The 21,815-nt window shown below is 58.4% G+C and carries 20 protein-coding genes; 11 read left to right on the plus strand and 9 right to left on the minus strand.

What is annotated here, in order from left to right; translation table 11 throughout:
• The first annotated feature begins 239 nt into the window (after window positions 1-239).
• The 5 genes from efeU to AC5SEM_RS11545 all read left to right on the plus strand — a co-directional run bounded on the left by efeU (window position 240) and on the right by AC5SEM_RS11545 (window position 5,432).
• Window positions 240-1,085: an iron uptake transporter permease EfeU gene (efeU, locus tag AC5SEM_RS11525; protein ID WP_495473040.1), complete on the plus strand. Its 846-nt coding sequence runs from the start codon at window positions 240-242 to the stop codon at window positions 1,083-1,085.
• A gap of 8 nt (window positions 1,086-1,093) precedes the next feature.
• A complete protein-coding gene (efeO, locus tag AC5SEM_RS11530) occupies window positions 1,094-2,293 on the plus strand; it encodes an iron uptake system protein EfeO (protein WP_495473041.1) in 1,200 nt (399 codons plus the stop codon).
• A gap of 18 nt (window positions 2,294-2,311) precedes the next feature.
• Window positions 2,312-3,610 carry an iron uptake transporter deferrochelatase/peroxidase subunit gene (efeB, locus tag AC5SEM_RS11535; protein WP_495473042.1) on the plus strand — a complete coding sequence of 433 codons (1,299 nt, stop codon included), beginning with the start codon at window positions 2,312-2,314 and terminating at the stop codon, window positions 3,608-3,610.
• A gap of 29 nt (window positions 3,611-3,639) precedes the next feature.
• Complete coding sequence (efeO, locus tag AC5SEM_RS11540) at window positions 3,640-4,464, plus strand: iron uptake system protein EfeO (protein WP_137216952.1); 825 nt, start codon at window positions 3,640-3,642, stop codon at window positions 4,462-4,464.
• A 131-nt stretch (window positions 4,465-4,595) separates the two neighbouring features.
• Window positions 4,596-5,432 (plus strand): hypothetical protein, encoded by an 837-nt coding sequence (locus AC5SEM_RS11545; protein WP_077572781.1) that lies wholly within the window; start codon window positions 4,596-4,598, stop codon window positions 5,430-5,432.
• 167 nt (window positions 5,433-5,599) lie between these two features.
• Here the strand turns inward: AC5SEM_RS11545 and pssA are convergent, their stop codons facing one another.
• Complete coding sequence (pssA, locus tag AC5SEM_RS11550) at window positions 5,600-6,943, minus strand: CDP-diacylglycerol--serine O-phosphatidyltransferase (protein ID WP_471896647.1); 1,344 nt, start codon at window positions 6,941-6,943, stop codon at window positions 5,600-5,602.
• A gap of 216 nt (window positions 6,944-7,159) precedes the next feature.
• Here pssA and AC5SEM_RS11555 point away from each other — a divergent pair, with 216 nt between their 5' ends.
• Window positions 7,160-7,723 (plus strand): TetR/AcrR family transcriptional regulator, encoded by a 564-nt coding sequence (locus tag AC5SEM_RS11555; protein WP_495473043.1) that lies wholly within the window; start codon window positions 7,160-7,162, stop codon window positions 7,721-7,723.
• A gap of 55 nt (window positions 7,724-7,778) precedes the next feature.
• Window positions 7,779-8,258: a nuclear transport factor 2 family protein gene (locus tag AC5SEM_RS11560; RefSeq protein WP_495473044.1), complete on the plus strand. Its 480-nt coding sequence runs from the start codon at window positions 7,779-7,781 to the stop codon at window positions 8,256-8,258.
• 122 nt (window positions 8,259-8,380) lie between these two features.
• Here AC5SEM_RS11560 and sfnG read toward each other — a convergent pair whose 3' ends face one another.
• Window positions 8,381-9,463, minus strand: coding sequence for a dimethylsulfone monooxygenase SfnG (sfnG, locus tag AC5SEM_RS11565; protein ID WP_495473045.1), 1,083 nt, complete (start codon window positions 9,461-9,463; stop codon window positions 8,381-8,383).
• 332 nt (window positions 9,464-9,795) lie between these two features.
• On the opposite strand from sfnG, the gene AC5SEM_RS11570 reads away from it, so the two are divergent.
• Window positions 9,796-10,575: a TSUP family transporter gene (locus AC5SEM_RS11570; RefSeq protein ID WP_116030382.1), complete on the plus strand. Its 780-nt coding sequence runs from the start codon at window positions 9,796-9,798 to the stop codon at window positions 10,573-10,575.
• On the opposite strand, the gene nudC is transcribed toward AC5SEM_RS11570, so the two are convergent.
• The 4 genes from nudC to AC5SEM_RS11590 all read right to left on the minus strand — a co-directional run bounded on the left by nudC (window position 10,543) and on the right by AC5SEM_RS11590 (window position 14,904).
• Window positions 10,543-11,373 carry an NAD(+) diphosphatase gene (gene nudC, locus AC5SEM_RS11575; RefSeq protein WP_108224693.1) on the minus strand — a complete coding sequence of 277 codons (831 nt, stop codon included), beginning with the start codon at window positions 11,371-11,373 and terminating at the stop codon, window positions 10,543-10,545. The two genes, AC5SEM_RS11570 and nudC, sit on opposite strands and share 33 nt — an antisense overlap.
• Window positions 11,374-11,379: 6 nt before the next feature.
• On the minus strand, window positions 11,380-12,192 hold the full coding sequence (locus AC5SEM_RS11580) for a crotonase/enoyl-CoA hydratase family protein (RefSeq protein WP_077572777.1): 813 nt from the start codon (window positions 12,190-12,192) through the stop codon (window positions 11,380-11,382).
• A 206-nt stretch (window positions 12,193-12,398) separates the two neighbouring features.
• Window positions 12,399-13,322, minus strand: a complete 924-nt coding sequence (locus tag AC5SEM_RS11585) for a magnesium transporter CorA family protein (RefSeq protein ID WP_495473046.1) — start codon at window positions 13,320-13,322, stop codon at window positions 12,399-12,401.
• 7 nt (window positions 13,323-13,329) lie between these two features.
• Window positions 13,330-14,904 (minus strand): RimK family ATP-grasp domain-containing protein, encoded by a 1,575-nt coding sequence (locus AC5SEM_RS11590; RefSeq protein WP_495473047.1) that lies wholly within the window; start codon window positions 14,902-14,904, stop codon window positions 13,330-13,332.
• Between the two features lie 92 nt (window positions 14,905-14,996).
• Here AC5SEM_RS11590 and AC5SEM_RS11595 point away from each other — a divergent pair, with 92 nt between their 5' ends.
• Window positions 14,997-16,097, plus strand: a complete 1,101-nt coding sequence (locus tag AC5SEM_RS11595; protein WP_495473048.1) for a peptidase C39 family protein — start codon at window positions 14,997-14,999, stop codon at window positions 16,095-16,097.
• Window positions 16,098-16,205: 108 nt separating this feature from the next.
• Here the strand turns inward: AC5SEM_RS11595 and AC5SEM_RS11600 are convergent, their stop codons facing one another.
• Together AC5SEM_RS11600 and AC5SEM_RS11605 are read right to left on the minus strand one after the other, a co-directional pair.
• The gene (locus AC5SEM_RS11600; RefSeq protein WP_495473049.1) at window positions 16,206-17,360 is read right to left on the minus strand and encodes a PQQ-dependent sugar dehydrogenase; all 1,155 of its coding nucleotides are present in this window, start codon (window positions 17,358-17,360) and stop codon (window positions 16,206-16,208) included.
• A 52-nt stretch (window positions 17,361-17,412) separates the two neighbouring features.
• A complete protein-coding gene (locus AC5SEM_RS11605; protein ID WP_495473050.1) occupies window positions 17,413-17,733 on the minus strand; it encodes a hypothetical protein in 321 nt (106 codons plus the stop codon).
• A gap of 190 nt (window positions 17,734-17,923) precedes the next feature.
• Here AC5SEM_RS11605 and ku point away from each other — a divergent pair, with 190 nt between their 5' ends.
• Complete coding sequence (ku, locus tag AC5SEM_RS11610) at window positions 17,924-18,790, plus strand: non-homologous end joining protein Ku (protein ID WP_495473051.1); 867 nt, start codon at window positions 17,924-17,926, stop codon at window positions 18,788-18,790.
• Between the two features lie 117 nt (window positions 18,791-18,907).
• Here ku and lpxO read toward each other — a convergent pair whose 3' ends face one another.
• Window positions 18,908-19,807 (minus strand): lipid A hydroxylase LpxO, encoded by a 900-nt coding sequence (gene lpxO / locus AC5SEM_RS11615; RefSeq protein WP_077572770.1) that lies wholly within the window; start codon window positions 19,805-19,807, stop codon window positions 18,908-18,910.
• 379 nt (window positions 19,808-20,186) lie between these two features.
• On the opposite strand from lpxO, the gene AC5SEM_RS11620 reads away from it, so the two are divergent.
• Window positions 20,187-21,773 (plus strand): ABC-F family ATPase, encoded by a 1,587-nt coding sequence (locus tag AC5SEM_RS11620; RefSeq protein ID WP_077572769.1) that lies wholly within the window; start codon window positions 20,187-20,189, stop codon window positions 21,771-21,773.
• Window positions 21,774-21,815 lie beyond the last annotated feature (42 nt).

Raw genomic sequence — 21,815 nt, forward strand, 5'->3', positions numbered from 1 at the left:
GCGAATTCAACACGAACCCCCTGTAGGCCTTCGCCTGCTCGCGATAGCGGTGGGTCTGAAAAATCAGCGCTGACTGACGCGACGCCATCCCGAGCAGGCTCGCTCCCACAGGGTTCTGTGCTGGGGCAAAAAACAGGTTGTTCAGCTTGTGTTCAGGTTTATGTCAATCAATGTCATGTGAGAATGACTTTCATTATGTTACAACTTGTAACCTCTTCGAATGACTTGTTGGATACCGAATGCTCGTTCCCTTCCTGATCATGCTGCGCGAAGGCATTGAAGCCGCGCTGATCGTTGGCATTATCGCCAGTTACCTCCAGCAAACCGGCCGTGGTCAATGGATGCCCGCCGTGTGGATCGGCGTGTTTCTCGCCGCCGCCCTCGCCCTGCTGGTCGGCGGTGGTCTGGAACTGGTCAGTGCCGAGTTCCCGCAAAAGCAGCAGGAGTTGTTCGAAGGCATCGTCGGCCTGGTGGCCGTGGGCATTCTCAGCTCCATGGTGTTCTGGATGCGCAAGGTCGCGCGTTCGATCAAGCATTCGCTGCAAGCCTCACTGGATCAGGCGCTGACTTCTTCGAAGCATCAAGTGATCGCCTTGATCGCCATGGTCTTTTTCGCCGTCGCCCGGGAAGGCCTGGAGACGGTGTTTTTCCTGCTTGCGGTGTTCCAGCAGAGCGAAGGCCCGGGCGCGCCGATCGGTGCCCTACTCGGGTTGATTCTGGCGATCATCGTCGGTTTCCTGATCTACAGCGGCAGCATGCGCCTCAACCTTTCGGCGTTCTTCAAGTGGACCGGCCTGTTCATTCTGGTGGTCGCCGCCGGGATTCTCGCCAATTCCGTGCAAGCCCTGCATGAAGCCGGGTTGTGGAATCACCTGCAAACCGTGCTGTTCGACTTCAGCGCGACGCTGCCGATGGATGGCCCGTTGGGATCGGTGCTGGCCGGCATGTTCGGTTACCAGGATGCGCCGACTGTCAGCACCCTTGGGGCCTATCTGGTCTATCTGCTGGTGGCACTGGTGATGTTCTTTTACCCGGCTCCCGCGCCGAAGCCCTCCGCACAATCGTCTTCCGTTTCCAGCCAATAAGGGCATTCATGTCAAAGCCTAACTCTCCTCAGGCCTCCCCTCCTCGCGCCTTGCGCTGGGCGGTGGCGGGCTCGGTGGTGGTGATGATCGCCGCCGGTGGTCTGTTTTATTACGCCTCGAAAATGGCTGCGGCCAAGCGTCAGCACAACCACGATGAAGTGGTGGTGAATATTCATCCGGGCAGTTGCGAGCCGAACGCGCTGACGGTTCCGGCCGGCCGCGCCAGTTTCCGCATCGTCAACCGCTCCGAGCGGGCCGTGGAATGGGAAATCCTCGACGGCGTGCTCGTCGTTGAGGAGCGCGAAAACATCGCGCCGGGCCTGAGTCAGGTCATCAATGCCAACCTGCAACCGGGCGATTACGCGATCACCTGCGGCCTGCTGAGCAACCCGCGCGGCACGCTGCACGTGACGCCGACGGCCGCTTCTGATGCTGCCGCGAAGGCCAAACCGTCGATGGTCGCTTTCGTCGGGCCGCTGTCGGAATTCCGCGTGTATCTGGCCAGCCAGGGCAGCGCGCTGATCAAAGCCGTCACGGCGCTTAATCAAGCCATCGAAAGCGGCGACTTGAGTCAGGCGCAGGCGTTGTACCTGCCGGCACGAGCGGCTTATCAACGTCTGGCCCCAGCCGCGCAGCGCCTGGCCGAACTGGACAACAGCATCAACGCTCGCGCCGACTATTTCGAAAAACGCGAACAGGATCCGGCCTTCGTTGGTTTCCATCGCCTCGAATTCGGCCTGTTCCAACAGCGCAAACTCGACGATCTGACGCCGGTCGCCCAGCGTCTGCTCAGCGATGTCACCACGCTCAAACAACAACTGCTCGCGCAGAGCCTGCCACCCGAACAACTGGTCAGCATCATCGTGCGCAACCTCAACACCCTGGCCGACGTGCGCGCCGCCAGCGGTGAAGAAGAACGCTACAGCCACAGCGACCTCAACGGTTTCGCTGCCAACGCGCAAACCGCACACAAAGTCGTCGACCTGCTGCGGCCAATGCTGAGCAAGTCGGCGGCCGAGCTGTTGCCGAACATCGACAAGGCACTGGCGGATTTCGACAGCGAACTCGACAGCTACAAGATCAAGGACGGCTACGCCAGCTACGACGCCATCAGCGGCGCACAACGCAAGCAGATCGCCGACAAGGCCCAGGCTCTGGCCGACGCATTGGATGGCATCGATCCCGCCCTCGGCCTCTCCGGCCTGTAAGCAGAAGACGAATTCCCGATGAAAGATATCGAACCACTCAACCTGCAACGTCGCCGTGTCCTGATGGGCATGGGCGCCGCCGGTGTCGCCCTCGCCGGGTCCGCCTTAAGCTGCCCGGCCATGGCTGCCGCGCCTGCGCAAGTCACCGAAGCACCGAGCAGCGACAAAACCGAAGACCGCCACGATTTCCACGGCGTGCATCAGACCGGCATCGTTACCCCGCGCCCGGCCTCGGGCATGCTGGTGTCGTTCGATGTGTTGGCCAGTGATCGTGAAGACCTGGAGCGGCTATTCCGCACCCTCAACGAGCGCATCGCGTTTCTGATGAAGGGCGGCCCAGTCGCGCAGATCGATCCGAAACTGCCGCCGCCGGACTCCGGCATCCTCGGCCCGAACGTCACGCCGGACAACCTGACCATCACCGTTTCCGTCGGTGAGTCGCTGTTCGACGAGCGCTTCGGTCTGGCCGACGCCAAACCCAAACGGCTGATCCGTATGGTCGGCTTCCCCAACGATGCTCTGGAGGCCGATTGCTGCCACGGCGACCTGAATTTGCAGTTCTGCTCGAACACCGCTGACACCAACATTCACGCCCTGCGCGACATCGTCAAAAACCTCCCTGATCTGTTGCTGGTGCGCTGGAAACAGGAAGGCAGCGTACCGCCGCAAGCCCCGGCGAAACCCGGTGTGCCAGCGCAATCGGCGCGCAACTTCCTCGGCTTCCGTGATGGCTCGGCCAACCCCGATTCCAACGACAGCAAAGCCATGGATCGCCTGGTCTGGGTGCAACCGGGCAGTGACGAACCGGCCTGGGCCGCCCACGGCAGTTATCAGGCTGTGCGGATCATCCGCAACTTCGTCGAGCGCTGGGATCGCACGCCGCTGCAGGAGCAGGAAAGCATTCTTGGCCGGGTCAAAACCACCGGTGCACCGATGGGTGGCCAGCATGAAAGCGAAGTCCCGGACTACAGCAAGGACCCGGCGGGCAAGCTGACCAAACTCGACGCGCACATTCGTCTGGCCAACCCGCGCACCGCCGCGAGCCAGGCCAACCTGATCCTGCGCCGGCCGTTCAACTACTCCAACGGCGTGAACAAGAACGGTCAGCTCGACATGGGCCTGCTGTTCATCTGTTACCAGGCCGATCTGGAAAAAGGCTTCATCACCGTGCAGACCCGCCTCAACGGAGAACCGCTGGAGGAATACCTCAAACCGGTCGGCGGCGGCTACTTCTTCACCCTGCCGGGTGTCACGGGCGACAAGGACTTCATCGGTCGCTCGCTGCTCAACGCCACACAACCGAAAACCGCTGCCTGAAACAACATCCCAACACTGGAGCCGCCCCCATGAAAAAGACGCCACTCGCGCTATTGCTAACCCTTGGTTTGCTCAACACCCCGCTGTCGGCATTCGCCGCGACGGCACCGCTGGATCTGGTCGGGCCGGTTTCGGACTACAAGATTTACGTCACCGAGCAATTGGACGAGCTGGGCAGCCACACCCAACAGTTCACCGATGCGGTGAAAAAAGGTGATCTGGCCACCGCGCAAAAACTCTACGCACCGACCCGCGTTTACTACGAGTCGATCGAGCCGATTGCCGAGCTGTTCAGTGACCTCGATGCGTCCATCGACTCCCGCGTCGACGACCACGAGAAAGGCGTGAAAGCTGAAGACTTCACCGGTTTCCACCGCATCGAATACTCGCTGTTCTCGGAGAAAAGCACCCAGGGTTTGAACGAGTTGGCGGACAAACTCAACAGCGACGTCAAAGACCTGCAGACTCGCGTGGCTGGCCTGACTTTCCCGCCAGAGAAAGTCGTCGGTGGTGCCGCTGCGCTGCTGGAAGAAGTCGCCGCGACCAAGATCTCCGGCGAGGAAGATCGCTACAGCCACACCGACCTGTATGACTTCCAGGGCAACATCGACGGCGCGAAGAAAATCGTTGATCTGTTCCGTCCGCAAATTGAAAACCAGGACAAGGCGTTTGTCGCGAAGGTCGACAAGAACTTTGCCACCGTCGACAAGATTCTGGCCAAGTACAAGACCAAGGATGGTGGTTTCGAGACGTATGACAAGGTGAAGGATAACGACCGTAAAGCGCTGGTCGGGCCAGTGAATACGCTGGCGGAAGACCTGTCCACGTTGCGTGGCAAACTCGGTCTCAACTGACTCACGAGAAAAGATGCTCGCATCGGCTCAGAGGAAATCAGCCGATGCGGGCACTTCGAGGATTGCGCCATAATGCGGCCCGATAAGGTCTCGGGAGCGGCTCGCGGCAAATAAATGGATTTAAACGAATTTTGAACAAAAGATTGATTGGCCTGATCGAGTTTGCAATCAGTTGGATCGAAGCATCGTTGAGCATAAAGCTCTACAGCCTGGGGCTGGCTTGCGGGATCGCTATGGTGATCCATGCCTTGACCGATCCTCAGCGACTGCTGACCAGCACGGTGAATCATGCGCTTACCGGGGTCGTAATGACCTTGTCAGGGTTGGGTATGTTGCTGGAAATCCACGCCTGGGCTTCCCGCATAAAAACCTGGCAAGAATCGTCTTGGGCCCTTCGCGGTGTATTGGCCGGATTACTGACCATGTCTCTGGCCTTCTCGGCTGCTTATGCATCGACAATCGTCAACGAAGTCACTGAGGCGCCCCCCTCGCTTTTCCCTTATACCGTCGCGTTTTTGACGCCTCTTTCAGCATTGGCAATTTTGTTGATTGTGCTGATGGTCGTCTACGTTGCTGTAATGAGCCATGCGTTTCTGGCAGGTATTTATTCATCGCTCAAAAGCGTGATTACGATCGTTGTGCCTGGCCTCAAAAGTAAGCCTGCACGCTGGGTTCAGATGGTAATCCTAATGCGCGCTTTAGGTATCGCTGCACTGGTTCTGGGTTGTTTTCATATCCAGCCGTGGTATGGGTCGGGTCTTAAATCCGTTGGCTGGATATTTGCCAGCCGATTCGAAATGTATGCACATGATCCCTGCATCAAGCCGGGTGCCGAGGAACACATTATTCGAAGGGATGACGACTCTGTGCTGGTGTTCAGCAAACACCAACCGTTCATGACACCCTTTGAACGCCGACGTTGTGCGAAGGACTACGGGCTACCTCCTGCGAGTGCTGTGCCCAAGTAAGGGTGATGTATGTCCAGTTCTGGCAAAAAGTGGAGTCTCATCAGCGCTTTGTAGCGATTTAAGAGGCCCTGTCGCGAGCAGGCGAAGGTCTGCATTTGGAATGCATTCCCCTGTAGGCCTTCGCCTGCTCGCGATAGCGGTTGTATGACCGCCACAAATGTTAAGCCTTACAGAATCCGGTAGAGCAACCGCTCAATCCGCACCCGGCTCACCCGCTTGAGAAACTTGGCCACCCCGGCCGGGTATTCCGGCAGCGTCTCCAGCGTCTGAAAGCTGTCTATCCGCGTGGTATGGCGGAAAATCTGTTCCAGCTCCTTCGCCCGCGGCTCCAGCCATTCGCCTTTCGGGTCATCGATCAACAACGCGTTTTCAAGATCCAGACGGAACGCCCGTGGATTGAGGTTGTTGCCGGTCAGCAGCGTATAACGCTGATCGATCCACATGCCCTTGAGGTGATAGGTGTTATCGCCGTCGCGCCACAGGTGCAAGTTCAACTGACCGCTGTCGATGTTGCGCTGATGCCGTTTGGCGAAGCGGCGCAGGCTGATCTCGTACAGATACGGCAGCGCCGCGATCACCTTGAACGGCTCGCTCGGCGGGATATAAAAGTCATTGGCGGTCTTGTCGCCGACGACGATGTCGATCTTCACGCCTCGGGCCAGCGCGCGGTTGATCTCACGGATCACGCCCAGCGGCAGGTTGAAGTATGGCGTGCAGATGGTCAGTTGCTTTTGCGCGCTGGCGATCAACTCAAGAATCGCCCGGTTCAACGGGTTTTTCTTGCCCACACCGAGCAAAGGTGTAACCGACAGACCGTCTCTGGCGGTGGTGCCCGTGGCGGTGTCGTAAGTGGCGTACTTCAGACGGCTGCGCAGATCACCGATGTCGTTGCGCAGGCTACGCGTGGTCGGCAGGTTCGGCAGGTCGAGGCGATGCACCGCTTTCGATTCGATCAGGCCGTGCTTGACCAGGTGATGCATCGAGTCGGCCAGTTCGCGGCTTTGCAGGACGTGATAACGGTCGAAACGGTACTTGTCGAACTTGTGCAGGTAAACGTTGTTCAGGCTCGCACCGCTGTAGACCACGCAGTCGTCGATCACAAAGCCCTTCAGATGCAGCACGCCGAACAGCTCGCGGGTCTGCACCGGCACGCCGTAAACCGGCACTTCGCTTTGGTGCGTGCGAGTCATTTCCTGATACCACGCCGAGTTGCCCGGCTGCTTGCCGGCGCCGATCAGCCCGCGCTGGGCACGCAACCAGTCGACCACCACGGCGATTTCCAGCTCGGGACGCTTGAGCTTGGCGGCGTGGAGTGCATCGAGGATTTCCTGACCGGCTTCGTCTTGTTGCAGATACAGCGCAACGATGTAGATGCGCTGGGTCGCGGCCGCGATTTTCTCGAGCAGGCAACGGCGGAACTCGGCGGCGCCGGACAGAATAGTCACGGCCTCGGCGGTCAGCGGAAAGCTGCGCAGTTTAGGCAGCAAGGAACGTTTGAAAAGCAACGGCATAGGGCTCGCAATGGGTCGAATCCGAAGAACCCGAGAGCTTACACCATCGCATCCTTCGGGTCTTGTTAGTGTCTGTAATGCCCCCTTCGCGAGCAGGCTCGCTCCCACCTTTGAAATGCATATCCCTGTGGGAGCGAGCCTGCTCGCGAAGGCAATTTCACAGCCGATAAAAATACCCGCTTGACCAAGGAGAACAATCGTTCTACTGTTCGCCACATGAACGAAATCACTAGCAACGACACACGCGACATCATTCTGGATGTCACCGAAAAGTTGATCTACAAAAGTGGCATCGCTGCCACCAGCATGGATCTTCTGGTGAAAACCGCCGGCGTCTCCAGAAAAAGCATCTACCGTTACTTTGCCGACAAAGACGCCCTGACCGTTGCCGCCCTGCAACGCCGCGACGTGCGCTGGATGCACTGGTACCGAAACGCTGTCGATCAGGCCGAAACCCCGGCCGATCGCCTGCTCAACCTGTTTACCGTGCTCAAAAGCTGGTTTGCCTCGGAAGGCTTTCGCGGCTGCGCCTTCATCAACACCAGCGGCGAGACCGGCGATCCACAGGACCCGGTGCGCCTGGTCGCCAAAGAACACAAACAGAAGCTGCTCGACTACGTGTGCGAGCTGTGTACCGAACATGGTGCCGAGGATCCGCAACTGCTGGCCAAACAGCTGCTGATCCTGATTGACGGCGCCATTACCGTAGCGCTTGTGATGGGTGATCACAGTGCCGCCGATAATGCGCAATGCATGGCGCGAAAGTTATTGGACCTGTAATGCCTTAATAAGCCGGACTTGTTGTTCAATTATTAATTAGATCGGGAGACTGAACATGTCTACTGCAGCCCAGGTACGTCCGCCATTGCCGCCCTTTAACCGCGAATCGGCCATCGAGAAAGTTCGCTTGGCGGAGGATGGCTGGAATTCCCGCGACCCGGAACGGGTATCGCTGGCCTACACCCTCGACACCCAATGGCGTAACCGCGCCGAGTTCGCCAGCAACCGCGAAGAAGCCAAGGCCTTCCTCACCCGTAAATGGGCGAAAGAGCTGGATTATCGTTTGATCAAGGAGCTGTGGGCTTACTCGGATACCCGCATCGCCGTGCGTTACGCCTATGAATGGCACGATGATTCGGGCAACTGGTTCCGCTCTTATGGCAATGAAAACTGGGAATTCGATGAACAGGGCCTGATGTTCCAGCGCTACGCGTGCATCAATGACATGCCGATCAAGGAAAGCGAACGCAAGTACCACTGGCCACTGGGCCGGCGCCCGGATGATCATCCAAGCCTGTCTGACCTCGGTCTCTAAGCCAACACAGATCCAATTGTAGGCCTTCGCCTGCTCGCGATAGCGGTGTGTCTTTCAACATATAAGTTGAATGTTCAGACGCCATCGCGAGCAGGCTCACTCCTACAGGAGATGTGTGGGGTTCAAGCTACGGCGGCAGTCTTTTCGGCCTCCAGCTCGCGAACGAGCGGCAACACCTGCCGCCCGAAATATTCCACCTCTTCCTGAAAGTGCAGAAACCCCGCCAACACCAAATCCACACCCACCGCTTTCAACGCCACGATCCGTTCGGCAATCTGCAGTGGCGTGCCAATCAGATTGGTCTTGAAGCCATCGTTGTACTGCACCAGATCCTCAAACGTCGATTTCGCCCAGTTGCCCTCACCCTCTGGCGATGCCCGGCCCGCCTGTTTCGCCGCATCGCCAAAGGCGTTTACCGCTTCCGGATCGGCCTGATCGATGATCTGCGCCAGTACGGCTCTGGCCTCTTCTTCGGTATCACGGGCGATGACAAACGCGTTGACGCCAACTTTCACCGAATGATTATTCGCCGCTGCTTTGGCACGAATATCGTCGACCTGCGCCTTGATCCCTTCAACGCTGTTGCCATTGGTGAAATACCAGTCCGAAACCCGCGCGGCCATGTCCCGCGCCGCACGGGAACTGCCGCCCTGGAAGATCTCAGGACGACCCAGCGGTTTCGGTTTCAGGCTGTAATTGTCGAAGCGGTAGAAGTCGCCGCGAAAGGTGAAGTTGTCCTGACTCCACACGCCGCGCAATGAACGAATGAACTCTTCGGAACGACGATAACGCTCGTCGTGCTCCAGCCAATGCTCGCCGATGGCCTGGAACTCGCCTTTGAACCAGCCACTGACGATGTTCACCGCGATGCGGCCGTTGGTGAGTTGATCGATGGTCGCCAGCTGTTTTGCGGCCAACGCTGGTTGCCACGGACCGGGCAAGATTGCCGCGATCACTTTGAGTTTGCTGGTGGCTGCGAGCAGTGCATGACTGAACGCGACGGACTCGTGTTGAAACTCGGCGCCGTAACCGGCGGTGAAACGGATCTGCGTCAACGCGTATTCAAACCCGGCCGCCTCGGCGATCTGCGCCAGTTTGCGGTTGTAGTCGATGCCCCAATCGGTGCGCTGTTCGATCTTGCTGACCACCAGCCCACCGCTGACGTTCGGCACCCAGTAGGCAAATTTAACGGCTTGCTGACTCATTGGCGTGTCCTCGGGACATTTGCGGAGATGGGAGTGGTAGAGCAGCAAGCGTGCCAGGGTTGGAATACCCGGTTTTGTTGGTTTTTTCGATTGTGCAGATGTTTTACACAAGGAGATTTGTTGTCTGGGTGTCGGGTGGGCAACAGTGGGTGATGGGGTGGCCGGACTGGCATCATCGCGAGCAGGCTCACTCCTACATTTTTGAATGCGTTCCCCTGTAGGAGTGAGCCTGCTCGCGATTGGGCTTTACGGGTCGCCGCAACAGTTGGAAATGAGTAACATGACCGCCCTCCCCGCAGCCAAATCTGCGCCCTGCCGAATAAGCCGATTCCATGCCTTTCGAACTCAGCGTTGACCTCACCACCCTCGCCATTCTGGCCCTTGTCGCTTTCATTGCCGGTTTCATCGATGCCATCGCCGGCGGTGGCGGTCTGTTGACCACGCCTGCACTGCTGACGGCTGGCCTGCCACCGCATCTGGTGTTGGGCACCAACAAGTTGAGTTCGACCTTCGGCTCGGCCACCGCCAGTTTCACCTTCTACCGCCGCAAGCTGTTCCACCCTCGGCAATGGGTGCACGCGATTGTCGGCACGCTGGTCGGCGCACTGACCGGTGCCGTCGTCGCCCATTACCTGCCGGCGGAATGGCTGAACAAGATGCTCCCGGTGATCGTGTTCGCCTGTGGCTTGTACCTGCTATTCGGCGGCACGCCAAAAGCGCCGCTCGACAGCGACGCCCCGATCAAAAAGAAATGGCAATCGACCCAAGGCTTCAGCCTCGGTTTCTACGATGGCGTGGCCGGTCCCGGCACTGGCGCATTCTGGACGGTGAGCAGCCTGTTGCTCTACCCGATCGACCTGGTCAAGGCCAGCGGTGTGGCGCGCAGCATGAACTTCGTCAGCAACATTGCGGCGCTGTCGGTGTTCGTGTTTTCCGGGCAGGTGGACTGGATCATCGGCCTGAGCATGGGCCTGTCGGTGATGGTTGGCGCGTTCTTTGGCGCGCGCACCGCGATCAGCGGCGGCGCCAAGTTCATTCGCCCGGTGTTCATCACCGTGGTGCTGGGTTTGACCGTGCGCCTAGCCTGGCAGCACTGGTTCAGCGTGGCCTAAGCGCCGCGCCACGTAGACGTCGATCAGGTAACGGGCAATCGACTTGGACGCCGGCAACGGCGGCAGGTCGTGCACGTTGAACCACTGGGCGTCTTCGATCTCGTCTTCCTGACAGACAATCTCGCCACCGGCGTATTCGGCATGGAAGCCGAGCATCATCGAATGCGGGAACGGCCAGCACTGACTGCCCAGGTACTGAATGTTCTTGACCTCGATCTGCACTTCCTCGCGCACTTCCCGAATCAGGCAATCCTCGGCCGACTCGCCCGGCTCGGCGAACCCGGCCAGCGTGCTGTAAACCCCGGTGACGAAACGCGGCGAGCGCGCCAACAGAATCTCGTCGCCACGAGTGATCAGCACGATCATGCTCGGCGAAATGCGCGGATAACTGCGCAGGTCGCACGGCTGGCAATACATCGCCCGCTCACGCGGCACCTGCGTCATCGCTTGCCCGCAATTACCGCAGAAGCGATGTTCGCGCGCCCAAGTGCCGATCTGCGCGGCGTAACCGAGCACTTTGTAGATGGTGTGATCGCCATCAAGCATGAACGCCCGCAGGCCTTTCCAGTTGCAACCCGGCACCTCACTGGCACTGCGCAGCTCCAACAGGTACACCGGCTCGCCATCGAGATGGCCAATGCCGTGCTCGGCGAGAACTGACAAGTCCTGACGCTTGAGCCATTCCCGTGGGAACAGCGCGCCGTTGTCGTCGAACAAAAAGCCTTCCGGGCTGCGCGCCACGGCCCAGCCGCCGGGTTGATCGGTGTCCAGTACTGCAGTGGTCCAGCGAGATGTCATGGTTTCTCAGTCCAGAAATTCGGGTTTCTGTTTGCTCATATGGGCGGCCATGGCCACGCGCAAGTCGGTGGATTGCAACATGGCGGCGTTCCAGGTGGCAACGTATTCGAGACCGTCGTCGATGCGATGGTCGCGCATGTAGCTGATCATTTCCTTGGTACCGGTGACCGCAATCGGTGACTTCGAAGCGATCTCGCGAGCGATGTCCAGCACGCCTTCGAGCAGCGCGTCCTTGTCGCTGTAGACGCGATTGACCAGGCCAATGCTGCGCGCTTCGTCAGCGCCGAAAGTGCGACCGGTGTAAGCCAGTTCACGCAGCATGCCGTCACCGATGATCCGTGGCAACCGTTGCAAAGTGCCAACATCGGCGGCCATGCCGATATCGATTTCCTTGATCGAGAATTGCGCGTCTTCGGCGGCGTAGCGCATGTCGCACGCCGCGATCAGATCGATCGCGCCGCCCAGGCAGTAACCCTGAATGGCCGCGAGTACCGGTTTGCGGCAGTTGTCGACGGCGTTGAACGAGGCTTGCAGGGTGAGGATCTTGCGGCGCAGCAGGCGCGCATTACGGCCGACGTCCTTGCCCAGTTCATTGGCGACGCCGGCGAGCATCATCAGGTCAATGCCGGAGGAAAAGTGTTTACCGTTACCGCTGAGCACCACCACGCGCACTTCGTCGGTGTCGTCGATCCACTGGAAGATCTCGACGATCTCGCTCCAGAACGCGGCGTTCATCGAATTGATCTTTTCCGGGCGATTGATCTGCACATGGGCGATGTTGTCGGCCAGTTCGACGCTGAAGGCGGAGTATTGAGTCATGGCAGTGATCCTTTACCGGGCTGAAAATGAGGCCCGAACTATAACAAGGCATCACAGTGGCGGTTCGGCCAAATGCGGGACTGTCCTGAGTTTTACTTTGCCTGTACTGACCTCTTCGCGAGCAGGCTCGCTCCCACCCTGTTGAAATGCATTTTCCCCTGTGGGAGCGAGCCTGCTCGCGAAGGCGTCCGATCAGGCACTGCAAATCATCTGGCCAAACGCCGCAACCCAAACAACATCCCCCCCGCCCCCAGCAACATCACCGCCAGAAACAACGGATAGGAAACCCACCACGGCGTCCCCGCCGTCATCATGCTGAACTCCGACATCCCGCCAATACTGGCTATCAGGTTTAACGGCAGAAACACCACGTTGATCAAGGTCAGCTTGCGCAGCAGGTTGTTCATGCTGTTGTTCATCAGATTGCCGCGCGCATCGATCAGTCCGGAAAACACCGTGGAGTAGATTTCCGCCTGCTTGTAGCACTGGTTGTTTTCGATGATCAGGTCGTCGATCAGGCCAATCGCCTCACTGCCGAAATGCTGCTTCTCGGCATGATTGCGCAGGCGCGTGAGGACCGCGCCGTTGCTGTGCAGCGCGTTGATGTAATAGATCAGGCTTTCGCTGAGGTTGAACATCTGCACCAAGTGCTGGTTCTGCATCGATGCATTGAATTTCTGCTGCAGCTCGCGGGCGACCAGTTTGATCACCTTCAGGTGCCCGAGGTAGTGATGGATGTTGTTGAACAGCAGATCGAGCAAGACATCCAGCGGCGTATTCAACGGCTGGCGGGTGCCGAGGCCGTGCAGCGGCGTGTCGTCGGTGGCGATGACCAGCAATTGCCCCGGTGCGAACAGCAATCCGCAGGACGACACTTCAAACGCGAGACTGCCGCCGCCGGAATAGTTTTCCGGACGCTTCCAGATCAGGAACAAATGGTCGGGGTGAAACTCGATGCGCGACACCTCGTCCGGATCCAGCGCTGACTCCAGTGCATGCTCATCAACCTTGAAATGACTGTGCAGCAAGTCGCGTTCGGCGGCGTCGGGGTTGCTGAACAGCATGACCTCGGCGTCCAGTCGTTCGACCCGCTGCAGGGCGCCGTGGCTCAGTGCAAAGCTATTGATCATCGGCGCCTCACCAGGCCTGACCGCGACGCTTGAGTTCCAGGCGTCGCACGAACTCCTCCAGCACCAGTGAATACAGATCGTCATGCAAATAGGCGTCTTCAATACCGGCGTCGAGGTTGGGGTTGTCGTTGACTTCGATCACCACCACTTTGTCGCCGGCCTGTTTCAGATCAACCCCGTAGAGGCCGTCGCCGATCAGGTTGGCGGTCTTCACCGCCAGTTCCACCACCGCACGCGGCGCCTCGTGGATCGCCATCGTCCGGCATTCGCCATTGACGTCCTGACCCTTGGCCTTGTGGTTGTAGATTTGCCAGTGGCCCTTGGACATGAAGTATTGGCAGGCGAAGATCGGTTTGCGGTTGAGCACGCCGATGCGCCAGTCGTATTCGGTGTAGAAAAACTCCTGAGCGAGCAGCAACACCGAGTGTTCGAACAGTTCGGCGGTCGCTTCGAGCAGCGCCTGCTGGCTTTCGACCTTGATCACCCCACGGGAAAAACAGCCGTCGGGAATCTTCAGCACCAGCGGAAAGCCAAGCCGCTCGCCGACCCGTTCGAAGTCTTCGGGTCGCTCCTTGTAGAGAATTTCGGTGGCGGGCATGCCCAGTTGATGGCTGTTGAGCAGATCGGTCAGGTAGACCTTGTTGGTGCAGCGCAGAATCGACGTTGGGTCATCCATGACCACCAGTCCTTCACTTTCGGCCTTCTTGGCGAAGCGATAAGTGTGATTGTCGACGCTGGTGGTCTCGCGGATCAGCAAGCCGTCGTACTCGGCGAGTCGTGCGTAATCCTTACGTTCAATCAGTTCAACATCGATACCCATGGTTTTGCCGACCCGGACGAAATTCGCCAGTGCCTTGGCGTTGGATGGCGGCAAAGCTTCTTGTGGATCGTGCAGAATCGCCAGGTCGTAGCGCGCTACTTGCGGCGAGCGCGGTACACGCCAGACTTTACGGCTGAAGCCGTCCAGCGCATTGGCGAACTGATCTTCCTGATCATCGCGCAACTTGTGCAAGGCGCCGGACTTTATACCTTCGATGTGCCATCCGTTAGTTCGACGGAACTCAACTAACAGAATCGGACAGGGAAACACTTCAAACAACTGCCGCGCCAGATCCTGTAATGGCTCAATATGTGTTCGACCGAAATACAGGGTCAGAGTAAACCCTTCGGTATCACTGTAGAGGTGATGACTGAGGGCTTTTTCCAGGGTTTTATCGAGATCGTCCAGCGCCAGGCCGTAGAGTGATTTTTTCGTCAGCTCGCTGATGGTCCGCACCGACGGAATCACCTTGTGCCCCCGCGCTTCGGCGAGCAACGAGCAGTAGTAACCGTGGCCCAAGTATTTGTAGCTGCGGCACAGGTTGATCACCTGCACTCGTTTGCCCGGCTCGCTGTCACGGCTGCGTTCGAGATATTCCTGCGCCGTCAGGATGTCCTCACTGGGGAAATAGGAAGCCCAGTCTTCCTTGCGCTCGACAATAATCAACACTTGACTGGATGCCTTAATCGCCGAACTTAAATAAGTTGCCGCCGGCAAACTTTGCTCGGATACTTCGCGCCAATGACCCTGTACCGCTGACATAGAGATTGATCCGTTGGAGAACAAGACCTTTTCTATTAAGCACGAAGTTTTTTGAAAGTCTCGTTTCGTTACGCAACTTTTACGGTGGTCATATGAAGGCTGTTTTTCGTTTGGCGGTAGTTGAAGACTTGCCGGCGCTGCTGGCATTGGAAAAGCAATGTTTCACCACGGACCGGCTCACCAGTCGCAGCTTTCAGTGGATGATCACTCGTGCTCACGGGCAGTTGCTGGTGGCCGAGTGCGACGGCCAACTGCTGGGTTACGCGCTGGTGTTGTTCCATCGCGGCACTTCACTCGCGCGGCTGTATTCCATCGCACTCGCCGTCGAGGCGCGCGGCACCGGCCTGAGCAAACAGCTGCTGCAACGCATTGAAGCGATGGCGCTGGAGCACGACTGCGCATACCTGCGCCTGGAAGTGCGCATCGACAACCCTGCAGCCATTGCACTGTACGAACGTAGTGGCTACCGGCGTTTTGCGCTGATTCACGATTACTACGAAGATCATGCCGACGCGCTACGCCTGGAGAAACGCATTCTTCAGCACCGCGACTCGCGCAGCATCAAAGTGCCCTACTACCGGCAAACCACCGATTTCACCTGTGGGCCGGCGTGTCTGTTGATGGCCATGGGTGCACTGCAATCGGAACGTTTATTGGAGCGGCGCGAAGAATTGCAGATCTGGCGGGAAGCGACCACGGTGTTCATGACCTCCGGCCATGGCGGGTGCAGCCCGCAGGGATTGGCGTTGGCGGCGTGGCGTCGGGGTTACAGGGTGGGTTTGCAACTGAGTCTGGCCGGGCCGTTGTTCCTCGACGGTGTGCGTGATGCGCATAAAAAAGACGTCATGCGCCTGGTACACGACGAGTTCACGGCGCAATTGCAGGAGACCGATGTTGAGTGTTTGATCGGTGCGTCTCTGGATCTGCCGCGACTGCTGGACGCCGGTGGACAGCCACTGGTATTGATCAGCAGCTATCGACTGACGCGCTCCAAGTCGCCGCACTGGGTGGTGGTGACCGATTGCGACGAAGATTTCGTTTACCTGCATGATCCGGATGTCGATCACAGCCAGCATCGACAGCCCATGGATTGCCAACATGTGCCAGTCAGTCATGGTGAATTCGAGAAAATGTGCCGATTTGGCCGGGGGAAGCTGCGCGCGGCGGTGGTGCTGTATTCCCGCGAAACGTGAGAACTCACCTGTAGGGGCTGCCGAAGGCTGCGATCTTTTGATTTTGAAAAACAGGATCAAAAGATCGCAGCCTCGTTGCACTCGACAGCTCCTACAGTGGAATACCCGTCAAGGTGTGGGCTTCAGGCCGATCTTGTACAGCGAGCCGTTCTCTTCATCCGTCAGCACGTACAAGTAACCATCCGGCCCTTGCCGTACATCGCGAATTCGCTGCTTGAGTTCGCCCAGCAAGCGCTCTTCATGCACTACCTTGTCGCCATCGAACTGCAAGCGGATCAGCTCCTGAGTCACCAACGCGCCGATAAACGCATTGTGTTGCCACGGCTTGAAGCGGTCGGCATCGTAAAACGCCATACCGGTGACGCCCGGCGACTTCTCCCAGACATGGTGCGGTGCAACGGTGCCTTCGGCGGTTTTACCCTGGGCTTCCGGGATCGGCTGCATCGAGTAATTGATGCCGTGGGTCGCCAGCGGCCAACCGTAATTCTTGCCGCGCTCAATGATATTCACCTCATCGCCACCGCGCGGGCCGTGTTCGTTTTCCCACAACGTGCCTGTCCAAGGATTGAGTGCCGCGCCCTGCGGGTTACGCAGGCCGTAGGCCCAGATCTCCGGCCGTACGCCAGACTGACCGACAAAGGGGTTGTCATCCGGCACCTTGCCGTCCGGATAGACGCGCACGACCTTGCCTTGCAGCTTGTCGAGATCCTGTGCGGTCGGCCGGTCGTTGTTTTCACCCAGGGTAATGAACAGATAGCCGTCACGGTCAAACACCAGTCGCGAGCCGAAATGGTTGCCAACCGAAAGCTTCGGTTCCTGACGGAAGATCACTTTGAAATCCTTCAGTGTCTTCAAGTCATCCGAAAGCCGCCCACGCCCGACGGCGGTGCCCGCCTTGTCGCCGGCCCCACCCCCTTCGGCATAGGACAGATAGACCAGACGATCCTGTTTGAAGTCCGGCGACAGCACGACATCCAGCAACCCGCCCTGCCCCTTGGCCCAGACCTGCGGCACACCGGAGATCGGCGCCGACAGCTTGCCGTCGGCCGCGACTACACGCAGATTGCCGGGCCGTTCGGTCACCAGCATGCCTTGGCGATCCGGCAGAAACGCCAGCGCCCACGGATGCTCAAGGCCTGCGGTGATGGTCGTGACTTCGAGGGTGCCCTGTTCGCTTTGCAGCTCTTTGGGGGCTGCGGCGAATGCCGGAGCGCTGATCAGCGCGCCGGCACACAGTGTGGCTAGAAGGGTTTTACGCAACATGCACGATTCCTTTTGTTCGTTTCAAGGGTCGACAGAAGCTCAGTCCTGCCGCTCAACGGTTGCTGTCTCCGCTGCGCGAAGGTGGATTGGGAATGAACGTCGGTGGCGTGCTCGGCACCGAGCGGATCGGTTGGCCATTGCCAATGCCACGGTTCTCGACCGTAGGCTGACGTGGCGTCGGTACCGTGCTCGGCCCGCGGATGGGTGGAGCGCTGGGCTGGGTGCCCTGCATGCTGTTGGGGTTGGCCCGGCGTATCGGGCTGTTGTAGGGGTTACTGCTGTTGCCGGTCGGGCTTTGCGCCAGCAAGACGTCAGCATGAACCAGACCGCCACTGAGGGTCAGGACGACGATGCCAAGCAGAATTCGGTTCATGACGCTGCCTCTCGATGGGGCCGGGGATAGAGCCTTCGAGTCCACGCTACGCCGAGGGTTCGGATTTGTTAACCCACAAGCCTTAAACAACATGTAACACGACTTGACCGAGTCCCCGAAACCCCGTGCATTGCGGGGAAACTTTCAGTCACAGCCGCAGGTCATCCGATCATCACTCGGAGAACTCACCATGGCTCGGGCAATCTGGAAAGGCGCGATCAGTTTCGGACTGGTTCACATCCCTGTCGCACTGGTCTCGGCGACCTCGTCGCAGGGCGTGGATTTCGATTGGCTCGACAGCCGCAGCATGGATCCGGTGGGTTATAAACGGGTGAACAAAATCACCGGCAAGGAAGTCACCAAGGAGAATATCGTCAAAGGTGTGGCCTATGAAAAGGGCCGCTATGTGGTGCTCAGCGAAGAGGAAATCCGCTCGGCTCACCCTGTTTCAACGCAGACCATCGACATCTTTTCCTTTGTCGACGCCGAACAGATTCCCTTGCAAAACATCGACACACCCTACTATCTGGCACCCGACAAACGCGGTGGCAAGGTCTATGCGCTACTGCGCGAAACCCTGAGCAAAACCAATAAAGTCGCCCTCGCCCGCGTAGTGCTGCATACACGCCAGTACCTGGCGGCGTTGATGCCGCTGGAGTCTGCACTGGTGCTGGTGAAACTGCGTTGGCCGCAGGAGGTGCGTGGTCTAGACGAGCTGGAACTGGGCAGCGAAGTGACCAAACCGCAACTGGCCAAGGGTGAACTGGACATGGCCAAACGGCTGGTGCAGGACATGAGCGCGGACTGGAAACCCGAAGACTACAAGGATGAATTTGAAGACAAGATCATGGCCCTGGTCGAGAAAAAGGCCCATGAAGGCAAGATCGAGGATGTTGAGTCGGTGGGTGGCGAGGAAGAGCGCAAAACCGCTGATGTGATCGACTTGACCGAGCTGCTTAAACGCAGCCTGGGTGGGAAAGCGACGGCCAAGCCGAAGGCGAAGGCTGAGAAACCGGCGAAAGCTGCGCCGGCAAAGAAGACCAAGAAGGCTTCCTGATAGTAATCGGTTGCCCTTGAGATCGTCATCGCGAGCAGGCTCACTCCTACAGGGGAACGCATTTCAAATGTAGGAGTGAGCCTGCTCGCGATGGCGTCAGCAGCGTCTGCTTTGAATTCAGATCAGAATGAACACCGCCAGCAAACCACCGAAGATCGCCCACTTTTCCATGTAGTAGCGCTTACGATTACGCTTTTTCAGCTCTTTACCACGCAGACGAATCTTGTAGATCCGGGTGAACAAACGGTTGATCCCGCCAGTACGATCACCGGCATCGTTCGGCGCACCTGCCGCCGACATAACGGTACGGCTGAACCAGCTGTTGAACGCTGCGGCCCAGCGATACTTCATCGGCCGTTCAATGTCGCAGAACAGGATGATGCGGTTCTTGTCAGTGGTGTTTTCGGCGTAATGAATAAACGTCTCGTCGAACATCACCGCTTCGCCATCGCGCCAGTGGTAGCTCTCACCGTCGACGTTGATATAGCAGCCAGCGTCGTTCGGCGTGTCCAGGCCCAGGTGATAGCGATAGGAACCGGCATACGGGTCGCGGTGACGCACCAGTTTCGAACCCGGTGGCAGCTCGGCAAACATCGCAGCCTTGATCGAACCGATGCTCTGCACCAGCTCGGTAGTGCGCGGGCACAGCTTCATCGCCGACGGATGGCTCTCGCCGTACCACTTCAGATAAAAACGCTTCCAGCCGCTTTTGAAGAACGAGTTGAAACCGACATCGTCGTACTGGTTAGAGCGCTTGATCTCACCGGCACGCAGCAGGTTCTGCCCTTCTTCGCGGATTTCTTCCCAGTGCGCCTGCAACGGGCTCAAGTCAGGAAACTCGCTCGGGTCCAGGTACGGCTGGTTCGGCTTTTTCGAGAACAGATAAAGGAAGCAGTTGATCGGCGCGAGAAACGTCGAATGGTCACTCAGTTGTCGACCGAGCTTGTGGCGCACACGCCCACGCAAATGAACGTATGCAATGGAAATGACATAAATAGCAGCAATGATGAGTTTCACGGAAATCGTCACACGTCAGAAAGTGAACAAACTGCGCACCCGGCGGCCTGAGGCCCAGCGTCTTATGCAGTGGTCTGAATACACATGGCACGTCCCTGGCCCGCGCCGTAACCGGACGCTCGGTGAAAGATGGCATTTTAGCCACAGTTTGTAACCGATAGTGAATCTTCAACTGTGAAAAACTGTCCCGTGATCATGCCAATCGGCGATCGTGGCGTGATCGCCCTATCGTTTAAAGAGCCAGACCAGTACAATCGTCGCCAAACTTTACGCGCCCCCTTGGTTGATGACGGGACTCTCCCGCTTCAGCGCACTTTGACTCGGGCCAAGCGCTGCAGCCGCACCCTCGCTTTTTAAGAATGCTTCGCAGGAAAAACTCTTGATTTCTACAGCTAACATCACGATGCAGTTCGGCGCCAAGCCGCTCTTCGAAAACGTTTCGGTCAAATTCGGTGCGGGCAATCGCTACGGCCTGATCGGCGCCAACGGTTGCGGCAAGTCGACCTTCATGAAAATCCTCGGCGGCGACCTCGATCCGTCCGGCGGTCAGGTCATGCTCGAGCCGAACGTGCGTCTGGGTAAATTGCGCCAGGACCAGTTCGCTTACGAAGAATTCACCGTGATCGACACCGTGATCATGGGTCACGAAGAGCTGTGGAAGGTCAAGGCCGAGCGCGATCGTATCTACTCGCTGCCGGAAATGAGCGAAGAAGACGGCATGGCCGTGGCCGAGCTGGAAACCGAATTCGCCGAAATGGACGGCTACACCGCCGAGTCCCGTGCCGGTGAACTGTTGCTGGGCCTGGGTATCGGCATCGAGCAGCACTTCGGCCCGATGAGCGAAGTCTCGCCAGGCTGGAAACTGCGCGTATTGCTGGCGCAGGCGCTGTTCTCCGATCCGGAAGTGCTGTTGCTCGACGAACCGACCAACCACCTGGACATCAACACCATCCGCTGGCTGGAAAACGTGCTGACCCAGCGTAACAGCCTGATGATCATCATCTCTCACGACCGTCACTTCCTGAACAGCGTGTGCACGCACATGGCTGACCTGGATTACGGCGAGCTGCGTCTGTTCCCGGGCAACTACGACGAGTACATGACCGTGGCGACCCAGTCCCGCGAGCAACTGCTGTCGGACAACGCCAAGAAGAAAGCACAGATTTCCGAGCTGCAATCGTTCGTCAGCCGCTTCTCGGCCAACGCCTCGAAAGCCAAGCAGGCCACTTCCCGCGCCAAGGCGATCGACAAGATCCAGTTGGCCGAGGTCAAGCCTTCGAGCCGAGTCAGCCCGTTCATCCGCTTCGACCAGAACAAGAAGCTGCACCGCCAGGCGGTCATCGTCGAAAAAATGGCCAAAGGCTTCGACGGCAAACCCCTGTTCAAAGACTTCAGCTTCCAGGTTGAAGCCGGCGAGCGCGTGGCGATCATCGGCCCGAACGGTATCGGCAAAACCACCCTGCTGCGCACCCTGGTCAACGAACTGACCCCGGACGCCGGCGCCATCAAGTGGACCGACGCCGCGGAACTGGGCTACTACGCCCAGGACCACGCGCACGACTTCGAAGACGACGTTACCCTGTTCGACTGGATGGGTCAGTGGACTCAGGGCGAGCAGATGATTCGCGGCACTTTAGGCCGCATGCTGTTCTCCAACGACGAGATCCTCAAGTCGGTCAAAGTGATTTCCGGTGGTGAGCAAGGTCGCATGCTGTTCGGCAAGCTGATCCTGCAAAAGCCGAACGTGCTGATCATGGACGAACCAACCAACCACTTGGACATGGAATCGATCGAGGCGCTGAACCTGGCGCTGGAAAACTACCCGGGCACGCTGATCTTCGTCAGCCACGACCGTGAGTTCGTATCGTCCCTGGCCACGCGCATCATCGAGCTGAGCCCGGATGGCGTGACTGACTTCAGCGGCACTTACGATGACTACCTGCGTAGTCAGGGTGTGGTGTTCTAAAAAAGCAGCTTCTAGCTGTTAGCTTCAATAAAAAGCCCCGTC

The organism is Pseudomonas sp. CH61, from assembly GCF_059429415.1.

Coding starts and splice junctions, on each gene's coding strand:
- efeU (WP_495473040.1), top strand. CDS start 240: ATGCTCGTTCCCTTCCTGATCATGCTGCGCGAAGGCATTGAAGCCGCG.
- efeO (WP_495473041.1), top strand. CDS start 1,094: ATGTCAAAGCCTAACTCTCCTCAGGCCTCCCCTCCTCGCGCCTTGCGC.
- efeB (WP_495473042.1), top strand. CDS start 2,312: ATGAAAGATATCGAACCACTCAACCTGCAACGTCGCCGTGTCCTGATG.
- efeO (WP_137216952.1), top strand. CDS start 3,640: ATGAAAAAGACGCCACTCGCGCTATTGCTAACCCTTGGTTTGCTCAAC.
- pssA (WP_471896647.1), bottom strand. CDS start 6,943: ATGCCGTTGCTTTTCAAACGTTCCTTGCTGCCTAAACTGCGCAGCTTT.
- AC5SEM_RS11555 (WP_495473043.1), top strand. CDS start 7,160: ATGAACGAAATCACTAGCAACGACACACGCGACATCATTCTGGATGTC.
- AC5SEM_RS11560 (WP_495473044.1), top strand. CDS start 7,779: ATGTCTACTGCAGCCCAGGTACGTCCGCCATTGCCGCCCTTTAACCGC.
- sfnG (WP_495473045.1), bottom strand. CDS start 9,463: ATGAGTCAGCAAGCCGTTAAATTTGCCTACTGGGTGCCGAACGTCAGC.
- AC5SEM_RS11570 (WP_116030382.1), top strand. CDS start 9,796: ATGCCTTTCGAACTCAGCGTTGACCTCACCACCCTCGCCATTCTGGCC.
- nudC (WP_108224693.1), bottom strand. CDS start 11,373: ATGACATCTCGCTGGACCACTGCAGTACTGGACACCGATCAACCCGGC.
- AC5SEM_RS11580 (WP_077572777.1), bottom strand. CDS start 12,192: ATGACTCAATACTCCGCCTTCAGCGTCGAACTGGCCGACAACATCGCC.
- AC5SEM_RS11585 (WP_495473046.1), bottom strand. CDS start 13,322: ATGATCAATAGCTTTGCACTGAGCCACGGCGCCCTGCAGCGGGTCGAA.
- AC5SEM_RS11590 (WP_495473047.1), bottom strand. CDS start 14,904: ATGTCAGCGGTACAGGGTCATTGGCGCGAAGTATCCGAGCAAAGTTTG.
- AC5SEM_RS11595 (WP_495473048.1), top strand. CDS start 14,997: ATGAAGGCTGTTTTTCGTTTGGCGGTAGTTGAAGACTTGCCGGCGCTG.
- AC5SEM_RS11600 (WP_495473049.1), bottom strand. CDS start 17,360: ATGTTGCGTAAAACCCTTCTAGCCACACTGTGTGCCGGCGCGCTGATC.
- AC5SEM_RS11605 (WP_495473050.1), bottom strand. CDS start 17,733: ATGAACCGAATTCTGCTTGGCATCGTCGTCCTGACCCTCAGTGGCGGT.
- ku (WP_495473051.1), top strand. CDS start 17,924: ATGGCTCGGGCAATCTGGAAAGGCGCGATCAGTTTCGGACTGGTTCAC.